21 protein-coding genes and 3 pseudogenes are annotated in these 26,133 nt (G+C 33.9%); 5 read left to right on the top strand and 19 right to left on the bottom strand.

What is annotated here, in order from left to right:
• Nucleotides 1-24: 24 nt before the first annotated feature.
• The 14 genes from P5P90_RS04205 to P5P90_RS04140 form a co-directional block, all read right to left on the bottom strand.
• On the bottom strand, nt 25-1,047 hold the full coding sequence (locus P5P90_RS04205) for a molybdopterin-dependent oxidoreductase (protein ID WP_278035960.1): 1,023 nt from the start codon (nt 1,045-1,047) through the stop codon (nt 25-27).
• A gap of 10 nt (nt 1,048-1,057) precedes the next feature.
• Entirely contained in the window at nt 1,058-1,954 is an 897-nt protein-coding gene (gene fdhD / locus P5P90_RS04200; protein WP_278035959.1) for a formate dehydrogenase accessory sulfurtransferase FdhD, read from the bottom strand.
• Nucleotides 1,955-2,077: 123 nt separating this feature from the next.
• Complete coding sequence (locus P5P90_RS04195) at nt 2,078-2,539, bottom strand: SRPBCC domain-containing protein (RefSeq protein WP_278035958.1); 462 nt, start codon at nt 2,537-2,539, stop codon at nt 2,078-2,080.
• Between the two features lie 83 nt (nt 2,540-2,622).
• Nucleotides 2,623-3,138, bottom strand: coding sequence for a GNAT family N-acetyltransferase (locus P5P90_RS04190; protein ID WP_278035957.1), 516 nt, complete (start codon nt 3,136-3,138; stop codon nt 2,623-2,625).
• A 93-nt stretch (nt 3,139-3,231) separates the two neighbouring features.
• Entirely contained in the window at nt 3,232-4,860 is a 1,629-nt protein-coding gene (locus P5P90_RS04185; protein ID WP_278035956.1) for an acyl-CoA carboxylase subunit beta, read from the bottom strand.
• Nucleotides 4,861-5,110: 250 nt separating this feature from the next.
• A complete protein-coding gene (lpxD, locus tag P5P90_RS04180) occupies nt 5,111-6,109 on the bottom strand; it encodes a UDP-3-O-(3-hydroxymyristoyl)glucosamine N-acyltransferase (RefSeq protein ID WP_278035955.1) in 999 nt (332 codons plus the stop codon).
• 215 nt (nt 6,110-6,324) lie between these two features.
• A complete protein-coding gene (locus P5P90_RS04175; RefSeq protein WP_278035954.1) occupies nt 6,325-6,837 on the bottom strand; it encodes a hypothetical protein in 513 nt (170 codons plus the stop codon).
• Between the two features lie 412 nt (nt 6,838-7,249).
• On the bottom strand, nt 7,250-7,705 hold the full coding sequence (locus tag P5P90_RS04170; RefSeq protein WP_278035953.1) for a hypothetical protein: 456 nt from the start codon (nt 7,703-7,705) through the stop codon (nt 7,250-7,252).
• Between the two features lie 249 nt (nt 7,706-7,954).
• Nucleotides 7,955-8,164: a hypothetical protein gene (locus tag P5P90_RS04165; RefSeq protein ID WP_278035952.1), complete on the bottom strand. Its 210-nt coding sequence runs from the start codon at nt 8,162-8,164 to the stop codon at nt 7,955-7,957.
• 98 nt (nt 8,165-8,262) lie between these two features.
• The gene (locus P5P90_RS04160; RefSeq protein WP_278035951.1) at nt 8,263-8,793 is read right to left on the bottom strand and encodes a mechanosensitive ion channel domain-containing protein; all 531 of its coding nucleotides are present in this window, start codon (nt 8,791-8,793) and stop codon (nt 8,263-8,265) included.
• A 5-nt stretch (nt 8,794-8,798) separates the two neighbouring features.
• The gene (locus tag P5P90_RS04155; protein WP_278035950.1) at nt 8,799-9,383 is read right to left on the bottom strand and encodes a Maf-like protein; all 585 of its coding nucleotides are present in this window, start codon (nt 9,381-9,383) and stop codon (nt 8,799-8,801) included.
• A complete protein-coding gene (locus P5P90_RS04150; RefSeq protein WP_278035949.1) occupies nt 9,373-10,302 on the bottom strand; it encodes a geranylgeranylglycerol-phosphate geranylgeranyltransferase in 930 nt (309 codons plus the stop codon). The genes P5P90_RS04155 and P5P90_RS04150 overlap by 11 nt, the downstream gene beginning before the upstream one ends.
• A 108-nt stretch (nt 10,303-10,410) precedes the next feature.
• Nucleotides 10,411-10,938 (bottom strand): KdsC family phosphatase, encoded by a 528-nt coding sequence (locus tag P5P90_RS04145; RefSeq protein WP_278035948.1) that lies wholly within the window; start codon nt 10,936-10,938, stop codon nt 10,411-10,413.
• Nucleotides 10,922-11,695 carry a Rossmann-like and DUF2520 domain-containing protein gene (locus P5P90_RS04140; RefSeq protein ID WP_278035947.1) on the bottom strand — a complete coding sequence of 258 codons (774 nt, stop codon included), beginning with the start codon at nt 11,693-11,695 and terminating at the stop codon, nt 10,922-10,924. Before P5P90_RS04140 ends, P5P90_RS04145 begins: the two co-directional genes overlap by 17 nt.
• A gap of 519 nt (nt 11,696-12,214) precedes the next feature.
• Here P5P90_RS04140 and P5P90_RS04135 point away from each other — a divergent pair.
• From P5P90_RS04135 to P5P90_RS04120, 4 genes and pseudogenes are all read left to right on the top strand, one after another.
• Complete coding sequence (locus tag P5P90_RS04135; protein ID WP_278035946.1) at nt 12,215-15,037, top strand: M16 family metallopeptidase; 2,823 nt, start codon at nt 12,215-12,217, stop codon at nt 15,035-15,037.
• An 8-nt stretch (nt 15,038-15,045) separates the two neighbouring features.
• Nucleotides 15,046-15,492 carry a protein-disulfide reductase DsbD domain-containing protein gene (locus P5P90_RS04130; protein WP_278035945.1) on the top strand — a complete coding sequence of 149 codons (447 nt, stop codon included), beginning with the start codon at nt 15,046-15,048 and terminating at the stop codon, nt 15,490-15,492.
• Between the two features lie 8 nt (nt 15,493-15,500).
• A complete protein-coding gene (locus P5P90_RS04125; protein WP_278035944.1) occupies nt 15,501-17,468 on the top strand; it encodes a protein-disulfide reductase DsbD family protein in 1,968 nt (655 codons plus the stop codon).
• Nucleotides 17,469-17,563: 95 nt separating this feature from the next.
• Nucleotides 17,564-19,066, top strand: a pseudogene (locus P5P90_RS04120) (aminotransferase class V-fold PLP-dependent enzyme).
• Nucleotides 19,067-19,158: 92 nt separating this feature from the next.
• On the opposite strand, the gene P5P90_RS04115 reads toward P5P90_RS04120, so the two are convergent.
• The 4 genes and pseudogenes from P5P90_RS04115 to prfB (P5P90_RS14300) form a co-directional block, all read right to left on the bottom strand.
• On the bottom strand, nt 19,159-22,410 hold the full coding sequence (locus P5P90_RS04115; protein WP_278036473.1) for a cytochrome c biogenesis protein CcsA: 3,252 nt from the start codon (nt 22,408-22,410) through the stop codon (nt 19,159-19,161).
• Between the two features lie 309 nt (nt 22,411-22,719).
• On the bottom strand, nt 22,720-23,289 hold the full coding sequence (locus P5P90_RS04110) for a pentapeptide repeat-containing protein (protein WP_278035943.1): 570 nt from the start codon (nt 23,287-23,289) through the stop codon (nt 22,720-22,722).
• 172 nt (nt 23,290-23,461) lie between these two features.
• A pseudogene (gene prfB / locus P5P90_RS04105) lies at nt 23,462-24,397 on the bottom strand (peptide chain release factor 2); the annotation flags it as partial.
• A gap of 13 nt (nt 24,398-24,410) precedes the next feature.
• A pseudogene (prfB, locus tag P5P90_RS14300) lies at nt 24,411-24,559 on the bottom strand (peptide chain release factor 2); the annotation flags it as partial.
• A gap of 81 nt (nt 24,560-24,640) precedes the next feature.
• Between prfB (P5P90_RS14300) and P5P90_RS04100 the strand changes: the two are divergent.
• Entirely contained in the window at nt 24,641-25,660 is a 1,020-nt protein-coding gene (locus P5P90_RS04100; protein ID WP_278035942.1) for a threonine aldolase family protein, read from the top strand.
• Nucleotides 25,661-25,740: 80 nt separating this feature from the next.
• On the opposite strand, the gene P5P90_RS04095 is transcribed toward P5P90_RS04100, so the two are convergent.
• Nucleotides 25,741-26,061, bottom strand: coding sequence for a YbaB/EbfC family nucleoid-associated protein (locus tag P5P90_RS04095; RefSeq protein ID WP_278035941.1), 321 nt, complete (start codon nt 26,059-26,061; stop codon nt 25,741-25,743).
• Nucleotides 26,062-26,133 lie beyond the last annotated feature (72 nt).

Below are 26,133 nucleotides of genomic sequence, written 5' to 3'. Positions count from 1 at the left end.
CAAAATTATAGTTGGCAAATTGTTTTATGTAGGTTTCGTAACCCGTAGTTTTTTCTTTAATGAAATCATGGTTGAATACCTTACCCGGGTTTTTTTTTCGGTTTCCAATAGCAAAATTTCTATTGCTTTAAGCAAAGCCATATCACCATTGATTTTTACAGGAAGGTATAAATCGGCAAGTTTTATAGGACTGCCAATAACGCCTTTTACTTCTTGCGGATTTTTGAATCCCATCAAACCAGCTTCAGGCAACGGATTGATTGCAATGATTTTGGCACCGTTTTTTTTACCTTTTTCTAATGCACTCAGCATTCGGGGCGCATTCGTACCAGGATTTTGTCCGATAATGATAATCAAATCGGTGTCATAAAAATCATCCAGTTTTACGGTTCCTTTTCCGATTCCGATTGTTGGACGTAAAGCGGCTCCTGAAGTTTCGTGACACATATTAGAGCAATCGGGCATGTTGTTGGTTCCAAATTCCTTTGCAAAAAGTTGGTATAAAAATGAAGCTTCGTTACTGGTTCTTCCCGAAGTATAAAAAACAGCTTCGTTAGGTGAATCCAATTCGTTTAGTGTTTTTCCAATTTTTTCAAAAGCAGCATCCCAAGAAATCGGCTCGTAATGCGTTCCGTTTTTGGGTAAATACATCGGTTCGGTCAATCGGCCTTTTTTGCCAATTTCATAATCGCTGAGTTGTGAAAGAGCATAAACCGAATTTTCTTTGAAAAAATCAGCGGTAATTTTTTTGGTAGTGGCTTCTTCGGCTAAGGCTTTGACGCCGTTTTCGCAATATTCGCCAAGAGGTGAGCGGTCGTCATCTGGATCGGGCCAAGCACAACTCGGACAATCAAAACCTCCTGCCTGATTCATTTTGAACAAAGCTTTAGTACCTCTGACAAGCGTTTTTTCTTCAATCAAATCGCTAAATGCCGCTTTTACACCCGACATACCGGCTGCCCAATCTTTTATTTTAGTTTGCTTTAAATCTAAAGTCTGATAGGGATTTTCAGCATTCGGTTCTTTTGGATTTTTATCTTCTGTCATGATAGTCGCTTTAATTTGGAATCAGAGTCTGCTCTTTTTCTGTTAATAAGGTAATTGTTGTTGCAGAATGGTAGATGTTGAATCGATTTTCGTTGAGAAAACCAATTAAGGTCATGCCAAATTCTTGAGCTAATTCTACTGCTAAACTCGAAGGTGCGCCGATAGCAACCACAATGGAAATGCCTGCCATAGCGGCTTTTTGCACCAGTTCGAAACTAATTCTTCCGCTTAATAATAAAATATGTTGGTGTAAAGGCAGTAGCCCTTTTGCGAAAGCTTGACCAATTAATTTGTCCAAGGCGTTGTGTCGTCCTACATCTTCTTGTAAAAGTAATAATTCACCTTCCTTCGAAAATAATCCCGAAGCGTGAATACCACCCGTGTTAGCAAAATCACTTTGGGCAGCTCTCAGTTTTTGTGGCAACTGGTATAAAACCGAAGCCGAAATATCAAATTTAGGTTTGTTAGAACTCTTAAATGGACTCACCGTTTTTATGGATTCGATGGAACTTTTTCCGCAAACCCCACAACTCGAAGTGGTGTAGAAATTTCGGTCGGATTGTAATAAATGTGGCGTAAAACCATCGTTTAAAACCACTTGGATGCTATTCTTTTTTTGTAAAGCACAGTTTTTTTCTAAATGATTCACTTCCTGAATGGCTTCGTAGGAAGAGATAATGCCTTCAGTAAATAAAAAGCCAAGGGCGAGTTCCACATCATTTCCCGGAGTGCGCATGGTCACCGAAATAGTTTGATTGTAAACTTCGTTGTCCTGAATATATTTCAAACGAATTTCGAGTGGTTCTTCTATCGAAAGGATATCTTCCAAAACAGTTATTTCGGAGCCAAATACCTTTTGAACCATTTTATTGGTGATGGAGATGGTTTCCAAATCTTGTATTTCCATGCCAATTTCGTATTTAAGATTAAAAATAGGAGGGAATGCTCCTTTTGGGAGTTAACTTTTAAAAATATAAAAAATTAATCAGATGGTCTATAAAAAGGAAATTTTTTACTGTTAAAAATGATTTTATTGAGTCATTTTAGCTAATTCTTTTTCTAATCGGTCGAAGTTTTCTTCGTTTTTATCTACAACAAAAGGCTTTAATTTTTGACATTCTTCAACGGTATGGAAAAGCATTTTAAAAACCAATAGGGTTTGTTCAGGAGTGATTTCTTCAAATGTTGCCAAAATTTGAAAAATAGGTTTCGAATGGCGTTTCCAAGCAATTAGGATAGGGACTTCAATTTTTATAAATTCACATTCATTGGCATAATTTCCCTTGTCAGGACCATGCATGATAAAACTCCATTTGCCACCTACTCTAAAATCAAATTCATTGAATGTGTTGGTGAAACCTGCCGGTCCCCACCAATTTCTGAGATGTTCCGATTCTGACCAAGCCCGAAAAAGAAGTGTTCTTGGAAAATTAAAAATTCGGGAATTGACAATTTCAGAATCGGCTGTTGTTGCTATAATTTCATCTGCCATAGCTGTCTTTTTTGATGTGAATGAAAAGAATATAGATAAGAATGCTAAAGTTCTGAAATTAAATTGAGAGAATAGGTTTTCAATCATTTCTTTTTCTCCAGCACTTTTTCGAAAGCTTTTCGGGCGCTACCTCTAAAATAGACTTCGCCACAATAGTGATACCCCAGTTTTTCGAAAATGCGTAGCATAGCAAAATTGTCAAAATTAGTATCGGCTTTGATGCTGTAGATGTGATTGCTCAAGGCAAATGCTTCTATGAAATTCAGGATGATTTTAGACAAACCTTTACCAAGATATTCTTCGGCAATCGCCACACGATGGAACACTACAAAGTCTTCATTGCTTAACCATTGACCAATAATATTAGCGTATTCCGGTTCATCATTAATTAGAACAGCGGTATAACCTATAATTTGCTCCTCATAAGTCAATACAAATCCGGCCTCTTTTTCAATGTCCTTTTGAATTACTTCAGGGTTAGGGTAACCATCCTGCCATTGGTTGCTGCCATCTTCTTTTCGGCGTTGAATGGCCTTTTGTAAAATAGTCCAGATTTGAGGAATTTCAGTAAGTTTAGCTTTTCTAAATTGGTAATTCATTTTTTGTGGTTTTAGCCACGAATTCACGAATGTTTTTTTTATATTGATGAATTCGGAGCTTTATTTTACGAAGAAAAAGGGCTTCTTTTATTTTTATACTTGTATTACCCCTAAATTGAATGGTTTTTCAATAGGAGCATGGTTAGCTGCTTCGATTCCCATTGAAATCCAGTTTCGGGTTTCCAGTGGATCAATAATGGCATCGGTCCATAGTCGGGAAGCGGCGTAATAAGGCGAAACTTGTTCGTCGTATCTTGCTTTTATTTTGGCAAACAATTCGGCTTCTTTGACTTCATCTACTGCTTCACCTTTGGCTTTTAGCGAGGAAGCTTCAATTTGTGCTAATACTTTAGCTGCCTGAGTTCCGCCCATTACTGCTAATTCGGCACTTGGCCAGGCTACAATTAGTCTAGGGTCATAGGCTTTTCCGCACATGGCATAGTTTCCGGCTCCATAGGAATTACCTATTACCACAGTGAATTTAGGTACAACGGAGTTACTTACTGCGTTCACCATTTTGGCACCGTCTTTAATGATTCCACCCTGTTCTGATTTGGAACCCACCATGAATCCAGTAACATCCTGAAGAAACACCAAAGGAATTTTTTTCTGATTGCAATTGGCTATAAAACGGGTAGCTTTATCGGCACTATCAGAGTAAATTACACCACCAAATTGCAATTCGCCTTTTTTGGTTTTAATTACCTTACGTTGGTTGGCTACAATTCCCACCGCCCAACCGTCAATACGGGCATAGGCTGTAATGATAGTTTGTCCGTAGCCTTCTTTGTATTCTTCCATTTCTGAATTGTCTACCAAACGAAGAATGATTTCCTTCATGTCGTATTGTTCGCTACGTGCTTTGGGTAGAATTCCGTAAATTTCTTTAGATTCTAGTGCCGGTTTCACGGCTTTTATTCGGTTGTAGCCTGCTTTTTCGTAATCGCCTATTTTGTCAACAATATTTTTGATTTTGTCTAAGGCGTCTTTATCGTCTTTGGCTTTGTAGTCGGTCACACCGGAGATTTCACAATGTGTAGTTGCGCCACCCAGTGTTTCATTATCAATGTTTTCACCAATGGCGGCTTTAACCAGATAACTTCCTGCCAAAAATATGCTGGCGGTTTTGTCAACAATAATCGCTTCATCGCTCATAATTGGTAAATAAGCGCCACCAGCCACACAGCTCCCCATAATAGCCGAGATTTGAGTGATTCCCATACTACTCATGATAGCATTGTTTCTAAAAATGCGACCAAAATGTTCTTTATCAGGGAAAATTTCATCCTGCATTGGTAAATACACTCCAGCACTGTCTACCAAGTAAATAATTGGAATTTTATTTTCCATAGCAATTTCCTGTGCACGAAGGTTTTTCTTCGCCGTAATAGGAAACCAAGCACCTGCTTTTACTGTGGCATCATTGGCCACAACAATACATTGTTTGCCTTTGATGTACCCCATTTTTACGATAACTCCTCCAGAAGGACATCCGCCATGTGCTGCGTACATTCCGTCTCCAACAAACGCCCCAATTTCAATGCTTTCAGCATTCGCATCTAACAAATAGTCAATACGTTCACGTGCTGTCATTTTACCTTCGGCGTGCAATTTTTGAATTCGTTTTTCACCTCCACCTAATTTAATTTTGGAGAATTTTTGTTTTAAATCAGAAAGTAAAAGTTTATTGTGGTCTTCGTTTTTATTGAAGTTGATATCCATATTGAAATTGTGTTTGGGAAAATTTAAAGCTAAAATACAAAACCATTAATCCATTTTTACAGGAAAAAGAAATATTTTTTATTTGGATCACAGATAAAACAGATTTAGCTGATTTACACCGATGAAAGATATTAAACTTTGAAAACACTTTTTTTTATGTAAGATTTTTTGAGTTAGAAGTAGAAAAAAATAACCGCAAACTCTCAAGGTTTTAATTTGAAAATTTGCGGAAAAAATAAAAAAATTAATATTATTTCTTGGAATCGTTTACAAGTCGTTTTAAAATAGCCCATTGTTTTAAGGCATCGCGAGCTTCAACTGCAGGATAACCTAACATTGTTTTTCCAGCAGGGATATCGCAAGTAACACCGGATCCGGCACCAATTACTGCTCTATCACCAATCGTGGTATGGTCTTTTATCGAAGCACTTCCGCCAATGATAACACCATTTCCTAAAGTTACAGATCCTGCAAGACCACTGTTTCCAGCCATGATGCAAAATTTCCCCAGTTTACTGTTGTGACCTATTTGCACTAAATTATCAATTTTGCAGCCATCACCCACAATTGTAGAGCTGAATTTTCCTCTGTCGATACAGCTATTGGCGCCAATTTCGACATGGTTGCCAATAATTACATTACCTATTTGTGGAATTTTTACCAAACCTCTTTCCGGACAAGGTCTAAAACCAAAACCATCAGCTCCGATAGTAGCATTAGGATGAATAATACAATGGTTGCCTATGTGGCAACGTTCTCGAACTACGGTACCCGACCATATTATGGTATTTTTACCGATGGTGCATTCGTCAAGAATGGTTGTGTTTGGGTATATAATACTATTTTCACCAATAGTTACTTTTGGTCCTATGTAACATCCTGCGCCAATTTTAGTTCCATTTCCAATAACGGCAGAACCATCGATTACTGCTGTTGGGTGGATGTCTACGTGAAATTCTGGCATTGGTGGTGCAAAAAGTTCTAATACTTGAGACATTGCTAGGTCGGCATTTTTTACTTTGATAAAAGCTCTGTTTTCACCTGGCTCAATTGCGATGTCCTCATTAACAACCGCTACACAAGCCTTAGATGTATCCCAAAGTTTTTCATATTTTTTGTTGCCTATAAAAGAAATTTGCGAATCATTGGCTATTTCGAGCTGTTCAGCTGCGATAATTTTTTGCGAAGTGCTGCCAATAATTACGCCTTGTAAGACTTCGTTTATTTCTTCAATAGAGTAGGATTTCATACTGTTTATGGTTCTTTAGTTGTAATAGATGCACCAAATAAAGGGATTCTAATTTAAGAAACCTAATCATTTGATTGTTCATGAGAATAATTTATCTTTTTTTTATGATTTTTATTAAGAAATTATCAAATGTCTCCTCATTTTGATAGGTGTTAATTTAAAAAGCCACCTTAATTTTTATCTTAAGATGGCTTGTTGTTTTATTATTTAATACATTATCTGTTTCTGTGTCCGTAGTGGTTTCCTCTGCGATCGTCGTCTCTGTCATCGTCTCTGTCGCGATATCCTCTGAAATTATCGGCATATCTATCATTGTATCTTCTATCATTGTAGTAACGTCCTTCTACATATTTTTTTTTGTAGTAACGATTATCATATCTTTCATTATGGTAGTTATAGTAGGTATAAGGTCTGCTACCATGGTAACCATTTAATGCAATTCGACGTGCATGAACTAAATCGTAGTTTCTGTAATGTGCTGGTAAATATCTTGAACGGCACCAATTACCATTATTTAGGTAAACATATAAAGAGGCGTTTACATCAAAATAGGCTTGAACATCAGGTAAATAATAAAAATCTACATTTACATGGTTCTGTGGTACCCATGCTGGTCTTACAACAACTGCAGGTGCTCCTACATTTACATTAATTGAAACTTGCGCTTGAGAAGTAGAAGCTGCTGCGAATAAAATGATTCCTGTTGCGATTAATTTAAAAGTTCTCATGATTTCTATATTTTAAGTTATTTTGGGGTTTTAATTGTTTTAAATTTTATTTCTATTTAAGTGTTTACAAGTAGTATGCCAATTATTTTTTATTAACATTATTTTAACTTTTAAGAAAAATGGTTTTTAAATATTAAAGAAATGCCCTTAGCTTTTTTTGTTTTTTTTAAAATATGTAAAAAGGGATTAAATACTTGTTTAGTCTATATTTGCTATAGATTAATAATTTACCATTACTTTTTTTGAGACACTTCCTTACCGTTTTATACAGTTCTTTATTTTTACATTAATCTTGTTTAAATGTTTCTCAATTTATGTGCCAGTTTTATTTTTTTAACATTATATTAACTTTTTAAAAATGGTAAAAAAAGAAACGCTCAAGGCGTTTCTTTTATTATAATCAGATTTAAAATTAGCGATTTTTATGTCCGTGATCGGAATTATGTTTATCCCAATTTCCTTTGTGGTGTTTGTGATTACCATTGTGATGGTGATATCCGATATTTTTTTGTGGTTTCCCTTTATACCCTTTGTAATATTTAGCTTTGTGATTCTTAAAATATACATAAGGGGTTCTACCATGATAGTCGTTTAAAACTACTTTGTATCCGCGATATAAATCATAATTACGGTATCTTACAGGTAAGTTTCTTGAGTGTATCCATCTTCCGTTTCCAAAATAAATAAATTGTGAAAGACGAATATCATAATAGCACTCAATATCTGGTAAATAATAATAATCAATATTTGAATATCCAACTGGTCCCCATGCTGGTGGTGCACCAATATTTACATTAACAGAAACTTGTGCTTGAGAAGTTGTAGCAAATAATATAAAGGCTGCGATAAATAATTTTATAGTTTTCATAATTTCTATTTTTTAATATTAGACTTTTAAACTTACTGAATGATAGCCAATAACTGTGCCAAAAAAGCTTATTCTAGTTGGGGTATATTACAAAAAAAGCTGTTTTACCTGAGTAAAACAGCTGATGTTTAATATGTTATGTTTTTCTTTTTTAAAGTAATAAAATTAGTAACAGAACAATAATAATAATGGCTCCTACCGAAAGATATACGCCTTGACCAGATTTTGTTAAATTCTTTTTAATCGTTTTTACTTCGGTACGTAATTCTTTTTTTCAGCAGACGACAAATTAGATTTGTCCATTTCTTTAATTTCGTTTAATCTATTGAGCATGTTTTGTACTTCTGCAGGAATCTCTTTTGGATTTGCTGTTGCATTTTTTTCTGCTGAATAGGAATTCATAGGTAGTATACTTAATGATACAATCAAGGCAACCAAGTAAAAATTTAGCTTTTTCATAATAGGTGTTATTAAATTAAAAATTCAGTTATTTATATAAATGTACTGATTTATAATGTATTGCGTGCTGATTGTATCTATTATTATGCGGAATTTACTTAATCAGTAAATTCTTTTTCTTCAAAATTGTTTTGAATTATTGATATCCCTTTTTGGAATAAAAGGTTATTGGGGTAAATTACTTGTTCTCCGTCAGTAGTCTTAAGTATAATATAAAATGCTGAAATGTCATCTATTTCACCAATAACAGGGAAATCTTTATCGTGAATTTTTATAGTATCACCTATTTTGAAAGGGAAATTAAAAAACAAGATTACCCCCGATGTAATATTACTTAAAATTGACCATTGTGCAACCATAGCCACGCCCACAACTGTAGCGATTGACGATACAGCTAGTACAATGTCTTTTGCTCTTACTCCCCAAATGATAATAAAAGCGATGCAGGCTAAAATATTAATAAGGAGATGAATGTATTTAATGACCAAATTTGTTCGATGTTCGATTCTATCTGAAGTTTTAGCAAATCGACGAACTATTTTGGTCGAAATAATTCTTAAAATGGCTACTACAACTATAACAACTCCACTGATTATGATTTCATTAGAATGTTCTTCAAAAAACTTCATATCTTTTATTTTAGATTATTCAAATATTGATACACTTTATCTACAGGTAATCCTATTACATTGGCATAAGAACCCTCTATTTTTGCCACACCAATAAATCCAATCCATTCTTGGATACCATAGGCTCCTGCTTTATCAAAGGGTTGGTAATTTTCAATGTAATATTCAATGGCATCATCACTTAATTCATTAAAAGTAACTTTGGTAATTTCGTAAATCACATCCGTTTTGGTATTGGTTTTAAAACAAACAGAGGTAATTACTTCATGTGTTGCATTTGACAATGATTTTAAAATAGCAAAGGCATCTTGCTTGTCTTTTGGCTTTCCTAATGCTTTTTCATTATGCCAAACCAAAGTGTCACTAGTTACCAATACTTCATTATCTTTTAAATCGCCTTCAAATGCAGCTGCTTTTAATGCTGCCAAATAATTGGTAATCGCTTCTCTTTTGAGTTCAGCAGGATATATTTCTTCGATTTCTTTTAATCGAATTTCAAAATCCAAATCTAAATCCTTGAAAAATTGTTGTCTTCGAGGAGAACCCGAAGCTAAGATGATTTGGTATTTTTTGAGTTTATTACGAAGCATTGTATTGTATGTTTAAAGAAATAATTAGAATAGATAAAATTCCAAAAAATAAAATCCATTTTAAAATCGTACTTAAAAGGGTAAAATCGGATTTAGATGTGGAGCTCCATATTTTGATGCTAAAATAAATAAGCGGACCTAAAACAAAAAGTAGACTATAAATCGCGGCAACAACTAAATGATTTGGAATGAGATAATTATTAGCATAAAATAGTAAAGCAATAATTGGGGCAAAGTTCAGTACAAAAAGAAATTTTGTAGTTTTTTGAACACCTAAAACGACAGCTAATGTTTGCATTCCTTGTTTGTAATCGCCTTCAAAATCTTCTAAATCTTTTACTATTTCTCTAATTAAATTAATCATAAAGGCAAATATAGCGTAGTCTAAAAGAATAGAAAATAAGCTACCCATTGCTTTTTGATTAGAATAATCTGTTGCAGGGAAAATGTCAAAGATTCCAATTATTACTACACTTGAGGCTAATAATAAGGCTACAACAATGTTCCCAATTAGTAGCATCTGTTTTAAACTGCTAGCATAAATGTACAATGTAGCCGCTATAAATACAAAGATGGCAGCAAAATTGGGACGCATAATTACATTTGCCAAATAAAACCCTATAACAACGCCAGTAACGTTCAAAAAAGCATATATGTTGTATGCTGTAGTTTCAGAAATACTTTTGCCTACGATAACTTTATTAGGTTTGTTTTCTAGGTCGGTTTCTTGATCAAAAATATCATTAATCACATAACCTGCTCCTGCAATTAAAACTGTGCTTAGCACTAATAAAGCATACTGCCAATGGGCTAATGCCAAATCTGTCTTTTGTAATTTTAAAAATCCATACCTGAAAACCAATTGCATTAAAGCAAGCATCAAAAGGTTTTTGTAACGGATGAGGTTGAGGAAGTTCATTTTGAAGTTAGAAGTTAGAAGTTAGAAGTTAGGAGTTAGGAGTTAGGAGTTAGAAGATTATTGTTTAGTAATTCTGAAATCTAAATTCTGCTCTCTGCCTTCTGACATCTAATCATGTTTTCCATTAAAATTGGTCATCCATTTTCCTTGGACTTTCATTACTTGTTCAATAACATCACGAACAGCTCCTTTTCCGCCATTTTTATGTGAAATGTATTTTGATATCCCTTTGATTTCTGGAGCAGCATCTTGAGGGCAGCTTGCTAAACCTACAATTTGCATCACATGATAATCTGGGATATCATCTCCCATGTAAAGTACTTGCTCTGGTTGAATTTGATTAATATCAATATATTGATCAAAGGTTTCTACCTTGTCTGGTGTTCCTAAGTAAATATCTTTAATTCCTAGATTGCGTAAACGCACTCGAACTCCTTCGTTGCTGCCTCCTGAAATGATGCAAACATTGTATCCACTTTCTACAGCTGCTTTAAGCGCATAGCCATCACGTATATTCATTGTTCGTAGCATTTCGCCATCGTTGTTTACAAATACAGATCCGTCAGTTAGTACTCCATCGACATCAAAAATAAATGTTGTAATGTCGTTCATTAATTCTTTATAACTTTTTGCCATTATCTTGTATGGATTGTGTTAGGATTTTATAAATATTTAATTGATTTTCATTTTCTAAAAAAGCTTCATGCGCTTCGATTGTTTTTTGGTCATTACGTATCGCAGGTCCTGTTTGGGCTTGATTAGGTGTAAGATTTTCTAATTTTGAAATGGTTTCCTTTATTAAAGGTTTTAGAATTTCAAATGGAATTTGATTTTCCTCACAAATTGTTTTACCAATAGCGTATAGATGATTTGTGAAGTTATTTACAAAAACGGCTGCAACATGCAAGGCTTTTCTTTGTTCAGAATTGATAGCAAAGACAGCATTCGAAATCATTTTAGCGACTCTTTCTAATACTTTATAATCAGTACTATTTTCACTTTCAATGCAAATAGGAATTTCTTTAAAGTTGACAGCTTTTCCTTTAGTAAATGTTTGTAATGGATAAAAAACGCCTTTTCGATTATGGTTGCATAATATGTTAAAAGGCATGCTTCCAGAAGTGTGAACAACCAAGCGATTCTTAAACGGAAGTTTTTCGGAAACAGTAGCAATGGCGTCATCAGAAACCGAAATGAAGTATAAGTCAGCTTCTACTAATGTATTAAAATCGTCGGTTATTTTTTCTAATGGAAGTAAATGTACAAGATTTTCTTTTTTTCTTGCAAATACCTGAATCAGCTCAATTTCATTCACTGATTTCTCAAGATTTTGAAATGTAGTTATTAGGTGTTGCGCTACATTTCCAGAGCCAATTATACATATTTTAATCATAAGCGTAAAATTAGCAAAAAAAAAATTGAAAAGTTTTAGAATATTTTTTTGAATTGCTGTCCAAAAGAAAATTAATTGGAAAAATAATTTTGGAATTGTTTGTTTGGTTTTTTCTAATTGTTGTTAAGAAATACGCAAGTCGATTAATAGTTTTGAATGAAGAAATAATGATTTGTCTTGGTAGAATCTAATGGTTTGTAAATTAAATTGTTATTGTTTAAGTAAAGAATTAGTAGCTGATTTTTTGTCAAGCTTTAAGATGATTTATAAAGTTGTATTTTTTTAATAAGTTAGTAGAAAATGAATTAATTAGAGTAATGAATTATTATTTGTTTTTGTTGAAAATTGTAGATATATTTAGTTTTTTATGTTGTTTTTTTGAATATTTTTTAATTCTATCAGGGTTATATAGTTTTATTTTAAATTTTTTTTAACATAAAATGATTATTTTTGCGAATACTTTTGGAAAATGAATCAAAGTGGATTGTAAATTTTCAACAACATTAGACAACTTATTATATGAAAAAACTATTAATTGTATCTTTTTTATTTACTCTTTTACAGCCAATTGAGGCAGTATCACAATCTTTAAATTATTCGGATCCATTGCCGGTAGATCAATCCATTAAAAAAGGAGTGTTGCCTAATGGAATGACTTATTATATCAAGAGTACAGCGGTAGTAAAAGGTGCAGCTAGTTACTATATTATTCAAAATGTAGGTTCTATTTTAGAAAATGAAGATCAGCAAGGTTTGGCTCACTTTTTAGAGCACATGGCATTTAATGGGACTCAACATTTTCCTGGAAAAGGGATTTTAAACACCTTGCAAAAACATGGAGCTGTTTTTGGAAAAGATATAAACGCTTATACTAGTTTTGACGAAACAGTATACAATTTGAATGATATTCTTACTAAAGATGGATTAGTTGATACGTGTTTGCAAGTATTATTTGATTGGTCACATTATTTGTTATTAACAGATGAAGAAATTGATGCAGAGAGAGGTGTTATTAAAGAAGAATGGAGAACTAGACAAAACGGCTATGCACGTTTGTCTAAAATTTCATTCCCAATTTATTTTAATCACTCTAAATATGCAGATCGATTACCAATAGGTTTAATGTCAGTAGTTGAAAATTTTAAATACAAAGCACTTAGAGATTTTTATCATGATTGGTATCGTACTGATTTACAAGCGATAGCTATTATTGGAGATTTTAATGCTGCTGAAATTGAAAAACAAATTATTGATAAATTTTCTAAGATTCCAGCAGTTACAAATCCTATAAAAAGATATATAGTTGACATTCCAGAAAATAAAGATATGTTGTTTAGTTTCGGGATGGATCCTGAAGTAAAATCAACTTCTATTAATTTTGGTATTCGTCATAAAAATTCTTTAGAACCACAAACGGTGGGCGATTTAAAACGTTCTCTTTTAGAGAATATGGCAATGGGGATGCTTTCTTCTAGACTTAGCGAAAAAGCACAAAAACCAGAAGCTTTATTCTTAGGTGCAGATGTAAGTTATAGTAATTTTACTAGAACAACAAAAACCTTTAGTTTAGAAATTAGCCCTAAACCCAATAAGCAAGCAGAGGCATTAAACGAGGTGTTTACCGAAATCTATAGAGCGGTTAAATTTGGTTATACCCAGTCTGAAATAAACAGAATGATTGAGATGTTTAAATCTTCTTACGAAAATCAAATTGCGAAGAATGACGATGCCAGTCATAAAAGTATCGAAAATAGTATACAGGATAATTACTTAGAAAATAGAACAATTACTGATATTGTTAAGGAATATGAGATTGTAAAAGAAATTCTCAAGGATATTAAAGCCGATGAAATTCATAATACATTAAAAAGACTGTACACTAAAAACAATAGATATTTAAGTGTGGTAGGAGTAGAGGGTCAAGACAATTTAACAGAAGAAAAAGCTAACAATATTATTAACAATGTTGAAAATAATTCTTCTTTAGAACCATATACAGAAGCATTTGATGGAAAAACCTTAGTGTCTGATTTGGATATTAAAACAGGAACTATCAGTAAGATTGAAAATGATAAAAAAGTAGGAGCTACCACTTTTGTTTTAAGCAATGGCATAAAAGTACATTACAAATTTGCCGACAAGAAAAAGAATGTCGTATCCCTAAATGCGATGAGTTATGGAGGTACTTCACTTTTAAATAATGAAGATTTACCATCGGCTTCGGTAATGACTAATTTAATTCAGATGTCAGGATTAGGTAATTACAATGCAACTGATTTGTCAAAAGTTTTAGCGGGTAAAATGGCTAACCTAAAATTAAATTTAGGAGAGTTTAGTGAATCGCTTTCAGGAGGTTCAAGCACTAAAGATGTCGAGACTATGTTGCAAATGGTTCATCTTAACTTTGTAAAACCACGTTTTGATGCTGATGCTTATAAAGTACTTGTTAATAACTTAAATGATAATTTGATTAAAAGAAGTGCTGATATTGGTGAAAAAATGAGAGATAGTTTGATTCTTTCTATTTACGGAAAAAACAATCCTAAGAAACGTATTTTTGATAAAGCGTTTGTAGATACTATTTCATTTGACAAAATCCAAAAAGTTTACAATAATAGATTTGCCGATGCATCTGATTTTGAGTTTTTTATTGTAGGAGATGTTAAAGAGTCGGATTTAAAAGTTCTTTTGGAGAAGTATATAGCTAGTATTCCAACAAAAAATACAAAAGAAACGTTCAAGAAAAATTATGCACAATGGGTTTCAGATAACATAAATAGAGATATTTACATTGCAATGGAGGATCCAAAAGCTTCAGTTAATATTTTTTATAAAAATTATCTACCTTACACCATCAAAAATGAAATTTTCACGGATGTTTTAGGGGATATGTTACAACTTAGAGTTACGGAAACAGTTAGAGAAGCAGAAGGTGGAGCTTATAGTCCTAGAGCTTATGCTAGTTTTGTTAGAGAACCAGATGCAATGGGTTATGTAAGTTTTTCATTTGACTGTAATCCTGACATGGCAGATAAATTAGTGCTTATCGTAAAAGAAGAATTGCAAAAAATAGCTAATGGCACAATTAATGCGAGTGATTTAAATAAAACAAGAGTAAACTTTATCAAAGAACGCGAGCAAGAGAAAAATAACAATAGTTATGATATGCAATTGTTGACAAGATATTTTAGATACAATCAAAATATCGACGATCCAAAAAATTTCGTAGACATCGTAAATAGTATGACTGATAAAGATATTCAAGAAATGGCTAAGAAGATTCTTAGCGGAAATAAAACCTATCAAATAGTATTTAAACCTAAAATCAATAATCTAAATTAATTACAAACATGAAAAGAGTTATATTATTTTTCGCTCTTATGATTGCTTTTATTGGGCAATCTCAAGTATTGAAACCAGTTAAATGGACAACATCAGTCAATAAAATATCAGCAACAGAATACGAATTAGTAGCTACTGCGACAATAAAACCAGGATGGCATTTATATTCTCAAACGATTCCAGAGAATGGACCAAAACCTACGAAATTTGTTTTTGCGGGTAATCCAAATTATCTTAAAAAAGGGATTACATCAGAAGATAAAGGACATACAGTACAAGATCCTATTTTTGAAATGCAAATTAAATATTTCGAAAATAAAGCTGCTTTTAAACAACGTATCAAATTAAAAGGTAAAGCACCATTTAAAGTTAAAGCTACTGTAGAATATATGGTTTGTGACGATTCAAGATGTTTGCCTCCTACTGAAGAAGATTTAGAATTCAGTATAAAATAAAATAGTAGATGAAAAAAATCCTTTTTGCATTAGTTGCATTCGTTTATACATTTATTGGAAATTCACAAAATTCAGAACCTGTAAAATGGAAAACCACTGTTGAAAAAGTTTCTGCTACCGAATATGATTTAGTAACTAAGGCTACAATTGAATCAGGTTGGCATATTTATTCTCAGGAAGTTCCTGAAGGAGGACCTACAGCTACCAGTTTTACCTATGATGATAGTGCAGGTAATTTTAAAATTGTAGGGAATACTGTAGAAGAAGGTGGAAATACTAGTAAAGATCCCTTTTTTAAATTATCGCTAAAATCTTTTGAAAAAGAGGCTGTTTTTAAACAGAGAATAGAAACGCAAGGCGATGTAAAATCGATTATCACTTACTTAGAATATGTAGCCAGTAATGGAACGGAAAGTTTAGATCCAAAAGAAGCTGAATTGTCATATGACCTTACTAAAGCAACTTCAGCGGATCAAGCTGTAGCTTCAGAAGTTGCGAAAACAACAGATGTTAATGATGCTAAAACAGCTGATGATTCAACGCCAAAGGGAATTTGGTCTATCTTTTTCATTGCTTTCTTATCTGGTTTTGCTGCTTTGTTAACACCATGTGTGTTCCCAATGATACCTATGACGGTAAGTTTCTTTACGAAACAAAGTAAGAACAAAGCAATAGGTATTAGAAATGCTATTATTTACGGTATCTGTATCATATTTATTTATGTTTTATTAGGTACAGCCGTAACTAGTATTTTTGGTGCAGATGCATTAAATGCTTTAGCTACTAATGTTTGGTTTAATATTATTTTCTTTATCCTATTAGTGGTGTTTGCAGTGTCATTTTTGGGTGCTTTTGAAATTATGTTGCCTAATTCATGGGCTAATAAAGTAGATTCTCAAGCAGATAGAGGAGGTATGATTGGTATCTTTTTTATGGCTTTGGCTTTAGCAATTGTATCTTTTTCATGCACAGGACCTATTGTAGGAACTTTGTTAGTTGAAGCCGCTTCTAAAGGAGGAATTGCCCCGATTATTGGAATGTTTGGTTTTTCATTAGCCATTGCATTGCCTTTTGCACTTTTTGCTGCTTTTCCAGGATGGTTAAATTCGTTACCTAAATCAGGAGGATGGTTAAATACAGTAAAAGTGGTTTTAGGATTTTTAGAATTAGCTTTAGCTTTCAAATTCCTTTCACAAGCTGATTTAGTATTGCAGTCACATTTATTAGAAAGAGAAGTTTTCCTAGCAATTTGGATTGCTGTTTTTGGAGCATTGGCGTTTTATCTTTTTGGGAAAATACAATTGCCACATGATTCTCCATTAACCCATATCTCTGTTGGTAGATTAAGTTTGGGATTAGTTGTTTTATCATTTACAATCTATATGATACCAGGACTTTGGGGAGCACCTTTAAATTTAATTAGTGCTTTTCCACCACCGCAGGAGTATAGCGAATCACCATATGGAGTAGGTTATTCTAAAGCGGGAGGAGGGACAGCAGCAGTTGCCGAAATTCCTGAAGGAGCACATTTATTGGCACCTCACGACATTTTAGCTTTTGATGACTATGATAAAGGTTTGGCTTATGCCAAAAAAGTGGGCAAACCAGTAATGTTAGATTTTACAGGTTGGGCTTGCGTAAATTGTAGAAAAATGGAACAAAATGTTTGGCCTGAACCAGAAATTATAGAAATCCTTAAAAATAAGGTGGTATTGATTTCCTTGTATGTTGATGACAAACGTCCATTAGAAGCAAATGAAATCGCGGAGTCAAAATTACAACCGGGTAAACAATTAAAATACATTGGACAAAAATGGAGTGAATTACAAACTTTAAAATACAAGGCTAATTCGCAACCGTTTTATGTTTTAATGGATCATCAAGAAAATACATTGATTGAACCAGTAGGTTATACTCCAGATGTAGCAACATATCATACTTGGTTGCAAGATGGTATTGCAAAATTTAAAAAATAAATTCCATTAGTTTTTTGTTTTATTTAAAACCACTTTGATTGTATCATCAAAGTGGTTTTTATTAATTCTTTGATTTTAAGAGTAAATTAAATGATATTCAAAAAAATACTTTTAGTTCAAAAACAAAAGCGACGCAATTGGAAGCTTATTTTGAACCCTTCAGGAACAATGTAGTAGGTCTTAATCAGTATTTTGATTCTCCATACGGTAAGAAAAAAATAATCTATGCCGACTGGATCGCAAGTGGAAGATTGTATCGACCTATCGAAGAGAAGTTATTAAATGAAATAGGACCTTATGTAGCCAATACACATACCGAAACTTCTATTACTGGGAGTGTAATGACTCATGCCTATCATGATGCAAGAGAAATTATTAAAAAACATGTTAATGCTTCTAAGGACGATGTTTTAATTACAGAGGGTTCAGGAATGACTGGGGCCATTAATAAATTTTAACGTATACATGGGATTAAGTTGAATGAAAATCTAAAAGAACATACTAAGGTTCCAGAAGAAAAACGCCCTATTGTATTTGTATCCCACATGGAGCATCATTCGAACCAAACTTCCTGGTTAGAAACAATTGCTAAAGTAGTGGTAATTCCATCTAATCCAGAAGGTTTGCCTAGCTTAGAAGCGCTACAAAATTTACTTGAGGAATACCAATAGGTACCTATTAAAATTGCCGCTGTAACGGGTTGTTCAAATGTAACGGGTATTAGAACTAATTACCACCAAATTGCTAAAATCATGCATCAAAACAATGGTTTGTGCTTTGTTGATTTTGCATGTTCTGCTCCGTATGTGAAAATTAATATGCATCCTGAAAATGAAGACGAATATTTAGATGCAATTACCTTTTCCCCTCACAAATTTTTAGGTGGGCCAGGTACTTCAGGAGTATTAATTTTCAACAAAAAGTTATACAAAAACTTAGTTCCTGATAATCCAGTAGGAGGAACTGTGAGTTATACAAATCCTTGGGGCGATCACGATTATATTGATGATATTGAAACTCGTGAGGATGGAGGTACTCCAGGGTTTTTACAAGCAATCAAAATTGCACTTTCTATTGAATTAAAAGAGAAAATGGGTGTGCAAAATATCTTAGATAGAGAGCATGAATTGACGGATATTATTTTTAAGAAATTAGCTACTATTGCTAATTTAAAAATTTTAGCTCCAAATCATACCGATAGATTAGGGGTAATTTCTTTACATATAGAAGACGCACATTATAATTTAGTAGTGAAATTACTGAACGACTGTTTTGGAATTCAAACTAGAGGAGGTTGTTCATGTGCGGGTACCTATGGTCATTATCTTTTAAATGTGGATCAAACTACTTCTAAATCTATTGAATTAAAAATATTAGAAGGATGCCTAATTGAAAGACCAGGATGGATATGTATGTCTATTCACCCAATTATGACTAATGAAGAAATTGAATTTATTTGTGACTCTATAAAAGAAGTGGCTAACAACTTTAAAAAATGGGCAGCCGATTATACCTATAATCCTTCTAAAAACGAATATGTTCACATCAGTAATAAATTAGTAGAAAGCGAAATTGCTCAGAATTGGTTTAAGATTTAATTCTTTCTTTAACGCTACAATTTAGTGCAACAAAAAATCCTTCATATAGAAGGATTTTTTTGTTGTAGTACCAAAACTAAATAGCATTTTAGTTATTTCTTCTTGTAATATTTTTTGTATTTTGGATAAGTAACGGCACCAATTAATGCAATTGTTCCCATGGAATAATAAATCCAGTTTAATGAATGCGCTTCTCCACTAGCATAAGAATGCAAACCTACTAAATGGAAGTTTACTCCGTAATAGGTAAATAAAATAGAAATAAAAGCAAACATACTCATCAAATTGAAAACCCATTTCCCTCTAAGAGAAGGTACAAAACGGGCGTGAATTACAAAAGCATACACCATAATACTGATTAAAGCCCAAGTTTCTTTTGGGTCCCAACCCCAATAACGTCCCCAGCTCTCATTAGCCCATTGTCCACCCAAGAAGTTCCCAATGGTTAACATAATCAATCCAATAGTTAAAGCCATTTCGTTGATATAGGTGATTTCTTGAATGTTCAAATCCATTTTGATTTTATTCTTTTCGTTAGTAAAAAAGATCAATAACAACGAAACAAAACCAAGTATAAATCCTAATGCAAACGGGCCATAACTCGCTACAATCACGGCTACGTGAATCATTAACCAATAGGAGTTCAATACTGGCTGTAGATTAGCAATTTCGGGGTCAATCCAGTTCATATAAGCTGCCATCAAAATCATCGCTGTAACGAAGGCTGATGAAGCCACGGTTAATTTAGATTTTATGTCGAAAGCCAAACCAAAGAACATCGTGGCCCAGGAAACATAAACAATCGACTCATAAGCATTACTCCAAGGAGCGTGACCCGAAATGTACCAGCGCGCAATAAGTCCAGCCGTATGTAAGGCAAATAATAATCCGATGATGATGTGCATTCCGTTTACCAAATAATTCAATACTTTGCCCTCTTTGAATATTTTTAAAATGGTAAACAATAACATTAAGATGGCTGCTGTTAAATACCAATAGGGTAATTTTTGGAAAACATCATATTTATTATATAAAATTTCCATGTCTACCTTTTGGTCTGTTGGCATTACTTTAGAGCCAAATTTCTTTTGGAAACCGTGAATGCTTTCTAATAGTTCATCGGCATTTTTATAATCACCAGAGGTAGCAGCATTCGTCAATGAACCAAAATATAAGGGGAGTACACTTTTAGTATAAGTAGAATCCATGCCTTTTAAACCTGATTTTTCTACTTCGTTCAGTGAAATCCATTTGTTGTTTGGATCGTTCGGAATTGGGAAAATCTTCAAAATAGATCCACTTAATGCCGATTCCATCAAATTCACTTTTTTATCCGTTTCAACGAAATCTTTTTCAAATTGATTTGGATTAGCAGCCTGATATGCGGCTTCTAAATAAGGTGATAATTTATAATTTCCTTCTCCGTCAAAAAAGGCAATAAAAGGCGCATATTTGGCTTTAGAATCAATCCCAATGATTTTACGGATACTGTCATTTCCGCTTTTAATATAAATCAAGGGAACCTCAATCCAAAGTTGGGCATATTGTGACATCGATAAGAATACTTGGTCCGAATTCAAACCTTTGTATTCGTTAGCATGGCTTACTTTTCGTAACAATTCTGACGAGAAAGTATTAATAGGTTTCATTCTTCCACCCGCATCTTGAATAATCAATCTACCAAAACTAGCTGCATGTTTTTCGGAAACTTTGTATTTAGTAATCAAAGAATCTAATTGCTTTTCGGTAGGAGCTACTCTTGCGGGCATTTTTCCCGTTTTTGTAGATTCTGTAGTATGCGTGTGATTATGATTATGCGCTTGTTCTGTAGGTTCATGATTGTGGTCGTGACCTTCATGGTCATGGTCGTGTTTCTGCGTTTGTGCAAAACCATTTAAGCTTAACAATAAAAGTAAAAAGGGAATCAATTTTTCTTTTTTCTCTTTTACTACGTCTAATTTGCGTTTTAAATCAGCAAAACGGGAATGTTTGGTAAACATGATAGCCATTAGCGAAAAGAATAAAATAAAATAACCAGCGTACGTAATGTAAGTTCCCCAAAAATCGTGGTTTACGGAAAGAACGGTTCCTTTTTCATCAGGATCAAAAGAAGATTGGAAAAAACGATAGCCTTTATGGTCTAAAACATGGTTCATATAAATACGGGCGTCAAATGGCTTTTCAGCCGAATCCTGAACCGTTACCTGACTTTCAAAAGAAGAATAACTTTTTTCTGTTCCAGGGTATTTTTGAGCAATGAAATCATTCAATTTGATTTTGAAAGGCAAAATGTACGCTTTACTTCCGAAAAATAGCGAATATTCGATGTTGCCAATTTTCACTGTTTTAGGTTCGCCTGTTTTTCCTTTTGAACCTAGTAGTGTTACTTCTTTTTGCTGTCCTTCGGCATTTACGGTAACTACCAGCGCATCTTCGTGGTTTTTAGCTTTAAAATCATTATTCGATTCATAATCAATTACTCCTCTAGTGGCAGGATCAGGAAAAACAATTCGAATATCGCCAATGCTGTATAACGAACGCATCATCAAAGGTTGTATTTTGTCTTTGCTTACACTTCCTTGTAGCTTATCAGCCATGCGCATAAAGTTTCCTTCAAATGGAGTTTGAATAGTATAGTCTTTTCCATCAAAATTAATATTGATAGCACCATCTGTAGGCTTATTTAAAGCAAAAAGTACATTGTGAATGTTTTGTACTTCGCCTTCTTTTAAGAAATGCTCTTCACGCCCACCAGAACCGGCTTCGACTAATTTCATGTACAAAGTACCATTAGCATCAGGCTTAATATATTCCTTAGCGCCCATGATGAAATTTTTGTAATTCACTTCAAAAGGGGTATCGGCAAATTGTCCAGAAACCGAAAAATTATTATTGGTTACAGGCGAAAGTAGAATTGGTTTTTCATAAACACGACGTTTCATTTTGCCCTTGTATTCACCATCTACAAAAATGGTTAGAAAGGTCTTATCCGAATAAAATTGACTTTCTGTAGCGCCTTCGCGAATAGGCATCACCCCTTCAAAACTGATGTAACGCGTGATGAAAGCTCCTAAAAGAATCAAAATAAAAGCCAAATGGAGTAGAAGAGTAGCCCATTTTTCTTTTTTTAGTAATTGGTAACGCTTAATATTCCCTATGAAGTTAATCATAAAAAACACCATAATTCCCTCGAACCACCAAGTGTTATATACCCAAATACGGGCGGTATCGGTGTTGTATTTACTTTCGATGAAAGTTCCGGTTGCCATTGCGATTGCAAATGCCAGAAATAGAAAAGCCATTAAGCGGGTAGAAAATAAAAAAGCGACTATTTTTTTATCCATTTGTAAAGGGATTACATTTTTAAAAAGTGCCACAAAAGTACTCAAAAATGTTCAGTTCTTAAGAGACTCAGTTGTTAATTTAATCCAAAATTAAGGAATGGAAAAATGTTTTATGAATTGTTTTTTTGTCTTTTTTATTTATGATTTTTCGATAAAAAAATATTTAGAAAAAAAGTAATATAATTTGCTCTGAATTTTAAATTAACAATTTCTTGGATCTGATATGCTCGAAGTATAACGGAGAGAAAAAGGTGAGAGCAGGAGGGAAGTTGTTATGGAAACGAAGAAGTAATGCTCCAGAAAAACAATTTACTCCACAATAATTCCGTGCTTATAAAGCAGACCTTTTAATCCTTCGAGAGCGAATTTTGCTTTTTTCAATTGCGTTTTGGTAGGGTCGATGGTGTAGTTGTAGCTGCTGCTAAAATCGACTTTGTTGGCAATGGCTTTTTCAAATTCGGAGCGGTACAAATCGCAGTTGTAGAATTGGGCTCCAGTTAAGTTGGTAGCCATAAAATCGACCGCAATTAGGCTGGAATTATTAAAAGTAATGCCTTTGAGTTTTAAGGCGTAAAATTTATAAAAATCTAATACGCAGTGATTAAAGTGCATTTCGAAAATGAGTTTGTCACTCATAGCAAAATTGACTTCCTTGATTTGGCAATGGTTAAAATGTACGGTTCTAAAAGCCGTATGATTGATTTTTGCATTGTCAAAAATACAGTTGTTGAACTCGCAATGAATAAAAATAACGCCTATAAAATTGCATTCAGAAAAATTGCAATTTGTAAACGTACAGGATTCAAATTCTTTTAGGTTGAGACTTTCCTGACCGTAGAGGATGTTGTTGTAATGTTGGTCGAAGAAATACTCGGGCATTTTTTTAAGTTAGAGGTTAGAGGTTAGAAGTTATGAATTGTGTGTTGTGAGTTATGGGTGAGACGTTAGAAAAAAAGAGAAGAGAAAATAGAAAACAGAAGGCAGATTTCTGAAATCTTCAATCTGCCTTCTGCTTTCTAAAATCTGCTTTCTGATCACTGATCACTAAAAACTACTCTTCTTCCTTCTGTCCCATCATCATCAGATAGGCTTTTAGGAATTCGTCAATTTCGCCATTCATCACGCTGTCGACATTGCTGGTTTCATAACCGGTGCGAACGTCTTTGACTAATTTATAAGGTTGCATCACGTAATTTCGGATTTGAGAACCCCATTCGATTTTCATTTTTCCGGCTTCGATATCGGCACGTTGCGCTTGTTTCTTTTTCAATTCGATTTCGTACAACTGCGAACGAAGCATTTGCATCGCACGTTGTCTGTTGTCCTGTTGCGAACGGGTTTCCGAACACTGAATCTGGATTCCTGTTGGTTTGTGGTACAATTGTACTTTGGTCTCTACCTTATTTACGTTTTGTCCTCCGGCACCACTGGAACGGGAAGTAGTAATTTCGATATCAGCAGGGTTAATGTCAATTTCGATACTATCATCCACCAAAGGATAAACATAAACGGAAGCAAAAGAAGTGTGTCGTTTGGCATTACTATCAAAAGGAGAAATACGCACCAAACGATGTACCCCATTTTCGCCTTTTAGGTAACCAAAAGAGTAATCGCCTTCAAATTCCAGAGTCACGGTTTTAATTCCTGCCACATCACCTTCCTGATAATTCAGTTCTTTGATTTTGAAACCGTATTTTTCGCCCCACATCATGTACATACGCATTAACATCGAAGCCCAGTCGCAACTTTCGGTTCCTCCAGCTCCGGCTGTAATTTGTAAAACAGCACTTAAACTGTCTCCTTCATCCGAAAGCATGTTTTTGAATTCGATGCTTTCAATATGTTTTTCGGTAAGCGCGTATTGTTCGTCAAGTTCTTCAGCGGAAAGTTCGCCTTCTTTGTAAAATTCGTAAGCTAGCTGTAATTCGTCGTTAAGAGCAACGGCTTTGTCGTAGTCTTCAATCCATTTTTTTTGTTTCGAAGGTTCTTTACAATAAGTTCGGCTTCCTTAGCGTTGTTCCAAAAATCTGGAGCAAAGGTTTTCTCTTCTTCGTTAGCAATTTCGATAAGTTTAGCATCAACGTCAAAGATACCTCCTCAACGCACCAAGGCGTTCTACAATACCTTTAATTTGTTCGGTAGTTGTCATAAATTATGTAATTTTGTGGCACAAAAATAGTAAAAAATAAGTAGGACTGAAGCCAATTAAGTCTTTATAAAAAATATAATAATGCAAATAAATTTAGTAAGTGATACTGTAACAAAACCGTCCTACGAAATGTTACAATATATGTTCAATGCCGATGTGGGTGACGATGTGTACAAGGAAGATCCCACAGTAAATGAACTTGAAGACCGGGTAGCCGCTATTTTTGGAATGGAAGCCGGCTTGTTTTTTCCATCAGGAACGATGGCGAATCAAACGGCTATTAAATTACATACCCAACCTAGTGATCAGTTGATTGCGGATAAATTTGCTCATATTTTTCATTTTGAAGCAGGAGGTGTTTCCTTTAATAGTGGCGTTTCTTGTCGATTGATAGAAGGTAAGAGAGGAATGATTACTGCGGAGCAAGTTTCAGCGGAAATTAATGATCCGGATTTTTTTCATAGCCCAAAAACTTCATTGGTTTGTTTGGAGAATACAACCAATTTAGGAGGAGGAGCTTGTTATGAAATGGAAGAATTGGAAAAGATAAAGGAGGTTTGCGATGAGCATGGCTTAAAATTACATCTAGATGGAGCACGCATTTGGAATGCTTTGGTTGCTAAGAGACAAAATCCAAAAGATTTCGGAAAATTATTTGATACCATTTCGGTTTGTTTTTCAAAAGGATTAGGTGCTCCAGTTGGTTCCGTTTTATTAGGGGATAAAGAAACGATTAAGCGCGCATTGCGAATCAGAAAGGTTTTAGGCGGAGCTATGCGACAATCTGGTTATTTAGCAGCTGGAGCATTGTACGCCTTAGAAAATAACATCAAATTATTAACAGAGGATCACAGACGCGCCAAAGAATTAGCCAATGTATTGAAGAAAAAAGAATGGGTTGCGGCTGTTGAGCCAGTGGAAACGAATATCTTGATTTTTTCCTTGATTCCAGAATATAGTGATTCCGTTTTTATCGAAAAATTGAAACAGAAAAACATCTCTATTAATGCTATCGGAAATCGAAAGTTACGTATGGTAACACACTTGGATTATCGAGAAGTAATGCATACCTACGTATTAGAGACTTTGGCGAAAATGTAGATTGAAGTTAGAGGTTAGAGGTTAGAGGTTAGAGGTTAGAATGAGGAAGTATGCACTTCTAATTTCTAACCTCTAATTTCTTATTTAAACAAATTGTCCATCCCCGGAATCATTGGCATATCCATTTTGGCAACAGCATCTAGTTCGGCTTCATTCACTTTGGTTGCTTTTTCAATGGCTTTGTTCAAGACTAAAATCATATAGTCTTCTAGTTGCTCTTTATCTTCTAATAATTCATCAGCAATTGAGATCGATTTAATTGTTCTGTTAGCTGTGATTGTTACTTTTAATAGTCCGTCAGTACTTTGTTCGTCAACAAGAACGGTATCTAAACGTTTTTTAGTTGCTTCAATTTTGTTTTGGGTTTCTTTTAATTTACCCATCATTCCCATTAAATCCATTTTTGTTTTTTTTAAAATTAGTCTACGAAATTAGTATTTTTACAAAGATAACAATGTTAAAATTGATGAAAA

The organism is Flavobacterium nitratireducens (assembly GCF_029625335.1).
Classification (GTDB): domain Bacteria; phylum Bacteroidota; class Bacteroidia; order Flavobacteriales; family Flavobacteriaceae; genus Flavobacterium; species Flavobacterium nitratireducens.
Note: the sequence above shows the minus strand (reverse complement) of the source record. Positions and strands in the feature narration are given on the sequence as shown.

Bases quoted from the DNA above. Each gene is read 5' to 3' on its own strand.
- P5P90_RS04205 (WP_278035960.1), bottom strand. From the start codon at position 1,047: ATGACAGAAGATAAAAATCCAAAAGAACCGAATGCTGAAAATCCCTAT.
- fdhD (WP_278035959.1), bottom strand. From the start codon at position 1,954: ATGGAAATACAAGATTTGGAAACCATCTCCATCACCAATAAAATGGTT.
- P5P90_RS04195 (WP_278035958.1), bottom strand. From the start codon at position 2,539: ATGGCAGATGAAATTATAGCAACAACAGCCGATTCTGAAATTGTCAAT.
- P5P90_RS04190 (WP_278035957.1), bottom strand. From the start codon at position 3,138: ATGAATTACCAATTTAGAAAAGCTAAACTTACTGAAATTCCTCAAATC.
- P5P90_RS04185 (WP_278035956.1), bottom strand. From the start codon at position 4,860: ATGGATATCAACTTCAATAAAAACGAAGACCACAATAAACTTTTACTT.
- lpxD (WP_278035955.1), bottom strand. From the start codon at position 6,109: ATGAAATCCTACTCTATTGAAGAAATAAACGAAGTCTTACAAGGCGTA.
- P5P90_RS04175 (WP_278035954.1), bottom strand. From the start codon at position 6,837: ATGAGAACTTTTAAATTAATCGCAACAGGAATCATTTTATTCGCAGCA.
- P5P90_RS04170 (WP_278035953.1), bottom strand. From the start codon at position 7,705: ATGAAAACTATAAAATTATTTATCGCAGCCTTTATATTATTTGCTACA.
- P5P90_RS04165 (WP_278035952.1), bottom strand. From the start codon at position 8,164: ATGAAAAAGCTAAATTTTTACTTGGTTGCCTTGATTGTATCATTAAGT.
- P5P90_RS04160 (WP_278035951.1), bottom strand. From the start codon at position 8,793: ATGAAGTTTTTTGAAGAACATTCTAATGAAATCATAATCAGTGGAGTT.
- P5P90_RS04155 (WP_278035950.1), bottom strand. From the start codon at position 9,383: ATGCTTCGTAATAAACTCAAAAAATACCAAATCATCTTAGCTTCGGGT.
- P5P90_RS04150 (WP_278035949.1), bottom strand. From the start codon at position 10,302: ATGAACTTCCTCAACCTCATCCGTTACAAAAACCTTTTGATGCTTGCT.
- P5P90_RS04145 (WP_278035948.1), bottom strand. From the start codon at position 10,938: ATGGCAAAAAGTTATAAAGAATTAATGAACGACATTACAACATTTATT.
- P5P90_RS04140 (WP_278035947.1), bottom strand. From the start codon at position 11,695: ATGATTAAAATATGTATAATTGGCTCTGGAAATGTAGCGCAACACCTA.
- P5P90_RS04135 (WP_278035946.1), top strand. From the start codon at position 12,215: ATGAAAAAACTATTAATTGTATCTTTTTTATTTACTCTTTTACAGCCA.
- P5P90_RS04130 (WP_278035945.1), top strand. From the start codon at position 15,046: ATGAAAAGAGTTATATTATTTTTCGCTCTTATGATTGCTTTTATTGGG.
- P5P90_RS04125 (WP_278035944.1), top strand. From the start codon at position 15,501: ATGAAAAAAATCCTTTTTGCATTAGTTGCATTCGTTTATACATTTATT.
- P5P90_RS04115 (WP_278036473.1), bottom strand. From the start codon at position 22,410: ATGGATAAAAAAATAGTCGCTTTTTTATTTTCTACCCGCTTAATGGCT.
- P5P90_RS04110 (WP_278035943.1), bottom strand. From the start codon at position 23,289: ATGCCCGAGTATTTCTTCGACCAACATTACAACAACATCCTCTACGGT.
- P5P90_RS04100 (WP_278035942.1), top strand. From the start codon at position 24,641: ATGCAAATAAATTTAGTAAGTGATACTGTAACAAAACCGTCCTACGAA.
- P5P90_RS04095 (WP_278035941.1), bottom strand. From the start codon at position 26,061: ATGGATTTAATGGGAATGATGGGTAAATTAAAAGAAACCCAAAACAAA.